Raw genomic sequence first — 9,040 nt, 5'->3', positions numbered from 1 at the left:
GGCCGGGGCGGGGCGGGGGCCGGGTGGTGCCCGTCCGCTCGGTCGCTCGTCCGGCGCCCGGGCGCTCGGGCGCTCGTGCGCTCGTGCGCTCGTGCCCGCTGGCTGCCCTGCCCGCTGCCCGGGCCCCCTCGCGCGAGCGGGCGAAATACCGCACTTCGTCCCCGCCGTGTCCCGGGCATTCCGCCCGCTCGGCCGCGCTCCCGATCTCGGCCGGGATCGCTCGCTCCTCCCGCCCGGGTCCTTGCGCGAGCGGGCGAAATGTCCGGCGTGCTACGGAGATCGGCGTGGTGTTTCGCCCGCTCGTGAGCGTGAGCGTGAGCGTGAGCGTGAGCGTGAGCGTGAGCGTGAGCGTGAGCGTGGGCGTGGGCGTGCTCACGGGCGCCGGCGTGGGCGTGATTGCGGGGATCGACGTCGACTTCGGTGCCCGGCATCGGCGAGCGGGCGGAATGCCTGACGAGACAGGACGAAGGGCCAAGGTATTTCGCCCGCTCGTGGTCGGGGGAGCGGTGCCGACAACGAAGAACGCCCCGACTCCGTGCGGAGTCGGGGCGTTCTTCTCGGGTTCGGGGAGTGCTGCTCGGTGCCCTCAGTCGGGCGTTGAGTCAGAGGTGGCTCAGGCCGCCTGGAGGACGAACTGGACGTCGAGGTTGATCGTGACGTCGTTGCCGAGCGTGAAGCCACCGGCCTCGAGCGCCGCGTTCCAGTTCACACCGAACTCGGTGCGGTCGATCTTCGTGGTCGCCTCGGCACCGAACTTGACCTGGCCGTAGCCGTCCGTGGTGAAGCCACCGAGCTCGGCCTTGAGGACGACCGGCTTGGTGACGCCGCGCAGGGTCAGGTCGCCCGCAATGTGCAGGTCGTCGCCCTTCGCCTCGATGCTCGTCGAGCGGAAGGTCAGCTGCGGGTGCTCCTCGGTGAGGAAGAAGTCGCTCGTCTTGAGGTGCTGGTCGCGCTGCTCCTGGCCGGTGTTGATCGACGCGACGTCGATGTTGGCCTCGACGGTCGACTCGAGCGGGTTCTCGGCGGTGACGACGGTGGCGTCGAACGTCTCGAACTTGCCCTTGACCTTGCTGATGGCGAGGTGGCGGACCGAGAAGGTGACCTCGGAGTGGGTCGGGTCGATCTTCCAGGTGCCGGTCTTGTAGCCGGGAACGGTGTCAGCGGTGAGCGTCATGGTGGTCCTTCTTCCGAACGAGAGTCTGCGGTGCGACGCGTTCCATGCGCCTGCATCGAGTTGATACTACGACAGTGTGCACCGTTTTGGTTGAAGCGTCAACCATTGTTCACCCAAGTGTCGCAAACCGCGCGTCGTGAGCACCTCTGGCGCCGACCTCGAGCAGCCGACGGATGCGGTGCACGAAACGGTCGACACCATGCGCGACGTCCTCTGCTGTTGCTCTGACGAGCCACCAGTCGACGTCCTTGAGGTGCTCCCCCCGCGTCAGGTCCTTCCGGAAGGTGGCTGGATCAGTGCGGTGCAAATCACTCTCGTACTCGATCGCAACCCTGGCATCGGGGTAGGCGAGGTCCACACATGCGATCCACTGCCCGTCGACGACGACATCGTGGTTGAGCGCCGGTTCCGGGAGTCCGCAGCGGACGAGTGCCAGCCGCGTCCGGGTCTCTCCGGGAGACCGAGATCCCCTCCGGATCTCATCGAGCGCGAGGCGGAGCTTCACGATGCCGCGAATGCCGCGTCGTCGTCGGACGGCCTGGGCGAGTTCGTCGAGCGTCGTCCAGCCGAGCCACCCCACGAGCGCGTCGCCCGCGACGATGAGTTCGTCGAGCGTCAGCATCGAGCCCAGTGCGACGAACGTGTCGGCCGGAGTGGTCAGCGGCACTCCTCGCGCGATCGTCGCGCGGACCGATCCGTACCGAGCTCGGTGGCCGACCGTGCCGCGAACCCGGAGCGCTTGGTCGGTCCCGATCGTCGTGACGTGCAACCGCTGATCGCGTTCGAGACGGCGGGGGAGCGGGACGCCGATGATCGCTGCCGCAGTGACGTGACTGAAGACCTGATCGGGGCGGAGTCGAGGAGCGAGCGCCCTTGCGCGTTCATCCACGGACTCCGGTGGGAACGCTGATCGGATGCCGTGGAACGGGCGGACGAGATCTCGAGCGTCGAGTCGGCCCCGCGAAACGCCTCTGTGCAGCGCGTCCCGTACTCGGAACGAAGCGTCGCGGAGCGCCATCGGGAGTCGGCGTCTTGCGGTCATCTCCACAGCGTGACGGCGAGCCGACCCCGAGGACGGGAGTCGGGCCTCCTCTGTGGACGGCTTTGCCCGCTCTCGCCGCTGTGGAGGGTCGGTTGCCCCCGCGAGCGGGTGAAACACCGCGCCCGCCGCCGACGGCACCGCGGTGTTTCGCCCGCTCGCGGGGGTGGAGGCGATCGCAGGGAGCGCGGAAGTCGCAGCCCGGGGTCATCCAGGCGAGCGGGCGAAAGGTGTGGGTGGGCTGGCAAGAGCACCGTGGCATTTCGCCCGCTCGCGGATCCGACCCCCACCCACACGCCACACCCACCCCGACAGGCACTCGCGGGACCCCTCACGTGCGCGCTCACTCCAGTAGCGTCGGGACCATGGAATTCAGGTACCTGGGCAACTCCGGACTCAAGATCTCCGAGATCACCTACGGCAACTGGCTGACGCACGGCTCGCAGGTCGAGAACGACGTCGCCACCCAGTGCGTGCGGGCAGCGCTCGACGCCGGCATCACCACGTTCGACACCGCGGACACGTACGCCAACACCGCCGCCGAGACCGTCCTCGGCGAGGCGCTCAAGGGCGAGCGGCGCCAGTCCCTCGAGGTCTTCACGAAGGTCTACTGGCCGACCGGCCCGAAGGGGCACAACGACGTCGGCCTCAGCCGCAAGCACATCATGGAGTCGATCGACGGCTCGCTCGAGCGACTGCAGACCGACTACGTCGACCTCTACCAGGCACACCGCTACGACTACGAGACCCCCCTCGAAGAGACGATGCAGGCCTTCGCCGACGTCGTCCGTCAGGGCAAGGCGCTCTACATCGGCGTCAGCGAGTGGTCCGCCGAGCAGATCCGCGCCGGTGCCGCACTGGCCAAGGAGCTCGGCTTCCAGCTCATCTCGAACCAGCCGCAGTACTCGATGCTGTGGCGCGTCATCGAGGGCGAGGTCGTCCCCGCCTCGAAGCAGCTCGGCCTGTCGCAGATCGTCTGGTCGCCCATCGCGCAGGGCGTCCTGACCGGCAAGTACAAGCCGGGTCAGCCCCTGCCCGAGGGCTCGCGTGCCACGGATGAGAAGGGCGGCGCGGACATGATCAAGCGGTTCATGCGCGACGAGGTCCTCGAAGCCGTGCAGCGCCTGCAGCCCGTCGCCGACCAGGCCGGCCTCACGCTCGCGCAGCTCGCGATCGCGTGGACCCTGCAGAACGAGAACGTCGCGAGCGCCATCGTCGGCGCCTCGCGTCCGCAGCAGGTCACCGACAACGTGAAGGCCGCCGGCGTCAAGCTCGACGCGGACGCCCTCGCGGCGATCGACGAGGCACTCGGCGACATCCCGGAACGGGACGCGTCGAAGAACGTGTCCCCGTCGTCGCGCCCCGCGTAGACGCAACCGACCGACGGACGGGAGGCCCGGTGCCAGCTGGCACCGGGCCTCCCGTCCGTCGTCCGTGCGCCCCTGACCACCGCAGCTGACGGATCGTCAAGATGAACGGCATGTGTCGCGCATCTGGCAGAGCCCTGGCAAGTCGCGTACCCCGCCCAAACCACCCAGCCACGCCCCCCGAATCGGGGGCATGACCCGAACTCGTACCCCCGTTCTGGTGTCACCCGACACCGGTGCGGTGCGGACCGTGCGCCCTGGCACGGTCCCGCGCCTGCTCGCCACCGCGAGGCAACTCGCGTCGTTCGGCACCATCGGTGCCGTCTGCTTCGTCATCGACCTGGGTGTCTACAACCTGCTCCGCGCCACCGTCATGTCGGACGGTCCCATCGCCGCGAAGATCGTGTCGGCCATCGTGGCGACCTCGGTCGCGTGGCTCGGCAACCGCTTCATCACCTTCCGTTCCCAGCGCCAGACCGGCCGCCGCGAGACCGTCCGTGAGGGGTTGCTCTTCGCTGCCACGAACCTCGTCGGCCTCGGCATCGCCGCTGCCTGCCTGTTCGTCTCGCACTACGTCCTCGGCTTCACGTCCACCCTCGCCGACAACGTCGCCGGCAACGGCGTCGGCCTCGTCCTCGGCACCGCGTTCCGGTTCGCCGCGTACAAGGCCCTCGTCTTCCGGTCCACCGACACACGTCCGAAGGGGTTCCCCGAATGACCATCTCAGCCGTGTTGCTGACGGCCGCAGGGCCGCTGCTCCAGCCCGACGAACGCCCCGCCCCGACCGGGGACGTCCCGAACCGCGGGACCACGGACGTGCCGACGGGAGGCTCGGGGCAGCTCCCACAGGCCGCCTGGTCGCTGGGCGAGTGGCTCGGCTACTCGACCCTCATCGCCCTCTCCGTGCTGCTCACGATCATCGCGTTGACCACCCTCTGGTGGATGCTGCACGCCTGGCGCTCGCGGGACGCGCTGAAGTCCACCAGCTTCAGCCAGACCCCGCGGCCGGCGGCGCACCGGTTCACGCTCCTGGTGCCCGGTCGGCACGAGCAGGACGTGATGGGGCAGACGCTCGACATGCTCGCGACCCAGGACCACCCCGACTTCGAGATCATCGCGATCGTCGGGGAGGACGACCCGGAGACCGACGCCGTCGTGCGTGCTGCGGCGGCTCGGCACCCCTCCCTGATCAAGGTCGTGGTGGACGACACCCTGCCGAAGAACAAGCCGAAGGCGATGAACCTGGCGCTCCAGCACGCGACGGGCGACATCGTCGGGGTGTTCGACGCCGAGGACGAGGTCTACCCCCGGCTGCTCTCCCTCGTCGACTCGCGGTTCCAGGAGACCGACGCCGACGTGGTGCAGGGCGGCGTCCAGCTGATGAACTTCACGTCGAGCTGGTGGTCGCTCCGGAACGTCCTGGAGTACTACTTCTGGTTCCGCTCGCGCCTGCACTTCCACGCCGGGTCCAAGTTCATCCCGCTCGGGGGCAACACCGTCTTCGTGACGCGCTCCCGCCTGGAGTGGTCGAACGGCTGGGACGCGCACTGCCTCGCCGAGGACTGCGAGCTCGGCGTGCGGCTCTCCGCCGACGGCGCGAAGGTCGTCGTCGCCTACAGCCCCGAGGCCGTCACCCGCGAGGAGACCCCGCCGACCTTCGCCTCGCTGCTCAAGCAGCGCACGCGGTGGAACCAGGGCTTCCTGCAGGTGCTGGGCAAGGGGGAGTGGAAGAAGCTGCCGTCCTTCCGGCAGCGGTTCTTCGCCCGCTACATGCTCACGATGCCGTTCATCCAGGCGGCCACCGGGCTGCTCATCCCGCTGAGCGTCCTGATGATCCTGTTCGTCAAGGTGCCGACGGCGATCGCCCTGGTGTCGTTCATCCCGGTCGCACCGACGCTGATGCTGCTCGCCGTCGAGATCGTCGGGCTGAACGAGTTCGGCCGCCTGTACGGCGAGAAGGTCCGCCTCCGCGACTACGTGCGGCTCGTGCTCGGCCTGGTGCCGTACCAGGTGTTCCTCGCCGCCGCCGCGGTCCGGGCAGTCGTCCGGCACGCCAAGGGCCAGAACGGGTGGGAGAAGACCGAGCACACCGGCCAGCACCGCAACGGACAGGTGGTCGGCTTCGCCTCGGACCTCGACGGGTCGGGCGCAGCGTCGTCCGCGCGCGCAGCGTCGTCCGATCGTGCGTTCGCCGGCACCACCACGGGAGGCACCCGATGACCGCCAGCATCACCGACACCACGGGCATCCCGATCCGTGGTGGCTCCACCGCCCGCCGCACCGGCATCGGGGCGTGGTTCCGCCGGCACGCAGCCAGCCTGACGTGGTTGCTGCCCGTCGTCGCGGTGACCGTGCTCGTCCAGGCCTGGAACATGTCGGGCACACCGCAGCGCATCGACGACGAGGGGACGTACACCGCCCAAGCGTGGGCGATCACGAACCTCGGCGAGCTCACCCACTACACGTACTGGTACGACCACCCGCCGCTCGGATGGATCCAGATCGCCGGGTACACCGGGCTGACCGGGGCGTTCGCGCGGTACCCCTTCGCGGTGGAGGCCGGGCGCGAGGCCATGGTGTTCTTCTCCGCCGTCTCGAGCATCCTGCTGTTCGTCCTGGCCCGACGGCTCGGTGCCGGACGGATCACGGCGGCCGCGGCCGGACTCGTCTTCGCGCTGTCACCGCTCGCGCTGCAGTACCACCGCACCGTGTACATCGACAACGTCGCGACGCCCTGGCTGCTCGCCGCGTTCGTCCTCGTGCTGAGCCGTCGCCAGCAGCTCGCCGGGTTCGCCGGTGCCGCTGCCTGCCTCGGCATCGCCGTGCTGTCCAAGGAGACCTACCTGCTCGCGCTGCCGTTCCTCATCTGGATGGCCGTGCGTCGCGCCGACAAGAGCACCCGCCGGTACACGCTCAGCGTCGCCGGGGCCGTGCTCGTGCTGATCGGCGGCGGGTACCTGCTGCTCGCCGCGGTGAAGGGCGAACTCGTTCCGGGTGCCGGGCGGGTCAGCCTGTGGGAGGGCGTCACCTACCAGCTCGGTTCGCGGACCGCTTCCGGATCGGTGTTCGACGGGGGCAGCCTGGCGAACGAGGCCGCCGCGCAGTGGTGGGCACTCGACCCGGTGTTCATCGTGCTCGGCTCGGTCGCCGCAGTCGTGGGGCTGTTCCTGCGGCGGGTTCGACCGATCGCCGCGATGCTCGTGTTCCTGCTCGCGGTGATGTTCCGGCCGAACGGGTACCTGCCGGTGCCGTACGTCATCATGCTCATCCCGTTCGCGGCGCTCCTCGTCGCGTACACCGCCGAGCGTGCCGTCCTGACGATCGCCGGTCGGGTCCACACCCGGAGCCGGTTCGGCCCGAGAGCACGGCGCGGCCTCGGCATCACCTGGGCCGTCGTCACGGCTGCGGCGCTCGTCGTCGCGGTGCCGCTGTGGGGGACCCAGCTGCGCGGGTTCCTGCTCGGCAACCTCGACCTGCCCATGCAGCAGGCCGAGCAGTGGGTGGGCGACAACGTGCCGAAGTCCTCGCGTCTGCTGGTCGACGACGCCATGTGGGTCGACCTGGTGGACGACGGCTTCGCCCGGAACAACGTCGTCTGGTACTACAAGCTCGACACCGACGGAGCGGTGGAACGGCAGTCCCCGAACGGCTGGAAGGACTCGGACTACGTCATCACGACGGACTCCATGCGCACGGGCGGCAACTCGTCCACCGACGTGCGCCAGGCGATCGAGAACTCCACGGCCGTCGCGACCTTCGGCACCGGTGACCAGCAGGTCGAGGTCCGCCGGATCCACGCCGAGGGAGCCAGTGCCGCCGAGACCGCGATCACCCGGGCCACCGACGTCCGGAAGACCCTGGGGACCGAGCTCGCCTCGAACCCGGCCCTGCGTGCGGACGACGGCACGAAGTCGCAGTTCCGCGCCGGACAGGTCGACTCGCGGGCGATGATCGCGCTCGGACAGGTGCTCGCCGACCAGGACGTGCGGGTCGACCGGTTCACCCCGCGCACCGGGGAGACCGGCCAGCCGTTCCGCACCGTCGTCCTGCACACGAGCGACGACGCCTCGGCAGCACGGGTCGCTCGGACCTTCGACGCCATGTCCCAGGCGTTCCGGCCGGACTCGGTCGAGCGCGAGGGAGCACGGCTCACGGTGACGTACGCCCCGGCCGACCCGACGACGACCGCGACGAGCGCCTCGTGACCCCCGATCGCTCGGCCGAGTGGGAGCCGGCCGAGCTGGCGTCCCGCGAGCGGGCGTTCCGCGAGCGGGCATTCCGCGAGCGGGCGAAATGCCCGGAGGGCTCCGGCGTGGACCCCGGCATTCCGCCCGCTCGCTGGGGCGGCCGCGGAACCGTTCCCCGCGAACACGTCGGGGCGGAACGCCCGCTGGACGAGCGGGCGAAATGCCCGGAGGGCTCCGGCGCGGACCCCGGCATTTCGCCCGCTCGCCCGGGGGCCCGCACGACCCGCACGGCCCGCACGGCCCGCACCTCGACACGACACCCGCACGCCAACCGCACCTCGACCCGAAGGAGCACCATCATGACCGCACGCACCACGAACCGCCGCCGCACCGTCGTCGTCGGAGCGCTCGCCGCCACACTCGTCGCCGCGACGGTCGGGCTCGCCGCCCCGCAGACCGCCTCCGCCGCGACGGCCGACCAGGGCTGGCTCCGCGTCGGACACCTGTCGCCGGACACGAAGGGCGTCGACGTCGAACTGTCCAGCCTCGCCGGGGGCAAGACCGTCTTCGAACTCGACGACGTCACCTACGGCCAGGTCAGCCCGTACGAGAAGCTGCCGGTCGGCACCTACGTCCTGTCGATGCGCGCCGCCGACGCCCCGCGTTCCACCCCGGTCATCTCCACCGACGTCACCGTGCAGAAGGGCGACGCCAGCACCGTCGTCGCCTACGGCAAGAACGACGGGCTCAAGACGACCGCGTTCACCGACGACCTGCAGCAGCCCGGCGACGGCAAGGCGAAGCTCCGGCTCGTCCAGGCCGCCACCACCGCGAAGCGCGTCGACGTGCAGACCTCCGACGGCACCCCGATCGCCGAGGACGCCACCTTCGGCAGCGCCACCAAGTACGCAACGGTCGACGCCGGCAAGTGGTCGCTCGACGTCTCCGGCAGCGGCCAGCGGGGCACCGCCAAGGTCGACCTCGCCGGCAACACGGTCTCGACCCTGTTCGTCCTCGACGACAGCAAGGGCAACCTGACGGTCGTGCCCGTGACGGACGCCGCGGCGACCGCCGCCACCCCGTCCGGCGGTGTGCAGACCGGCGGTGGCGGCGCTGCCGCCGACCGACCGGTGACCGAGGCGGTCCACGCGGCCGTCGCGATGCTCCGTTCGCTGTTCCGCTGACGCCCCGGACTGGAGGCGCGGATCACGTGCGCTGAACGGCCCACGTGATCCGCGCCTCCAGTCCGGGGCGTCAGCGGAACAGCGAACGG

7 protein-coding genes are annotated in these 9,040 nt (G+C 70.2%); 5 read left to right on the top strand and 2 right to left on the bottom strand.

Going from position 1 to position 9,040, the window contains the following annotated elements:
• Positions 1 to 613: 613 nt before the first annotated feature.
• Both DEJ05_RS17595 and DEJ05_RS17930 read right to left on the bottom strand, forming a co-directional pair.
• Complete coding sequence (locus DEJ05_RS17595) at positions 614 to 1,174, bottom strand: YceI family protein (protein ID WP_027464630.1); 561 nt, start codon at positions 1,172 to 1,174, stop codon at positions 614 to 616.
• A gap of 109 nt (positions 1,175 to 1,283) precedes the next feature.
• Positions 1,284 to 2,216, bottom strand: a complete 933-nt coding sequence (locus DEJ05_RS17930; RefSeq protein ID WP_146245140.1) for a hypothetical protein — start codon at positions 2,214 to 2,216, stop codon at positions 1,284 to 1,286.
• Between the two features lie 362 nt (positions 2,217 to 2,578).
• On the opposite strand from DEJ05_RS17930, the gene DEJ05_RS17580 reads away from it, so the two are divergent.
• From DEJ05_RS17580 to DEJ05_RS17560, 5 genes are all read left to right on the top strand, one after another.
• On the top strand, positions 2,579 to 3,583 hold the full coding sequence (locus DEJ05_RS17580; RefSeq protein ID WP_071405490.1) for an aldo/keto reductase family protein: 1,005 nt from the start codon (positions 2,579 to 2,581) through the stop codon (positions 3,581 to 3,583).
• A 217-nt stretch (positions 3,584 to 3,800) separates the two neighbouring features.
• Entirely contained in the window at positions 3,801 to 4,298 is a 498-nt protein-coding gene (locus DEJ05_RS17575; protein ID WP_258320816.1) for a GtrA family protein, read from the top strand.
• Positions 4,295 to 5,800: a glycosyltransferase gene (locus DEJ05_RS17570; protein ID WP_111111293.1), complete on the top strand. Its 1,506-nt coding sequence runs from the start codon at positions 4,295 to 4,297 to the stop codon at positions 5,798 to 5,800. The genes DEJ05_RS17575 and DEJ05_RS17570 overlap by 4 nt, the downstream gene beginning before the upstream one ends.
• On the top strand, positions 5,797 to 7,785 hold the full coding sequence (locus tag DEJ05_RS17565) for a glycosyltransferase family 39 protein (RefSeq protein WP_111111291.1): 1,989 nt from the start codon (positions 5,797 to 5,799) through the stop codon (positions 7,783 to 7,785). The genes DEJ05_RS17570 and DEJ05_RS17565 overlap by 4 nt, the downstream gene beginning before the upstream one ends.
• A 341-nt stretch (positions 7,786 to 8,126) precedes the next feature.
• On the top strand, positions 8,127 to 8,951 hold the full coding sequence (locus DEJ05_RS17560; RefSeq protein ID WP_111111288.1) for a DUF4397 domain-containing protein: 825 nt from the start codon (positions 8,127 to 8,129) through the stop codon (positions 8,949 to 8,951).
• The last annotated feature ends 89 nt before the right edge of the window (positions 8,952 to 9,040 follow it).

It is taken from the genome of Curtobacterium sp. MCLR17_045 (assembly GCF_003234405.1).
Taxonomy (GTDB): Bacteria; Actinomycetota; Actinomycetes; order Actinomycetales; family Microbacteriaceae; genus Curtobacterium; species Curtobacterium flaccumfaciens.
The sequence above is the reverse complement of the archived record's forward strand: the minus strand, read 5'-3'. Positions and strand labels throughout refer to the sequence as shown.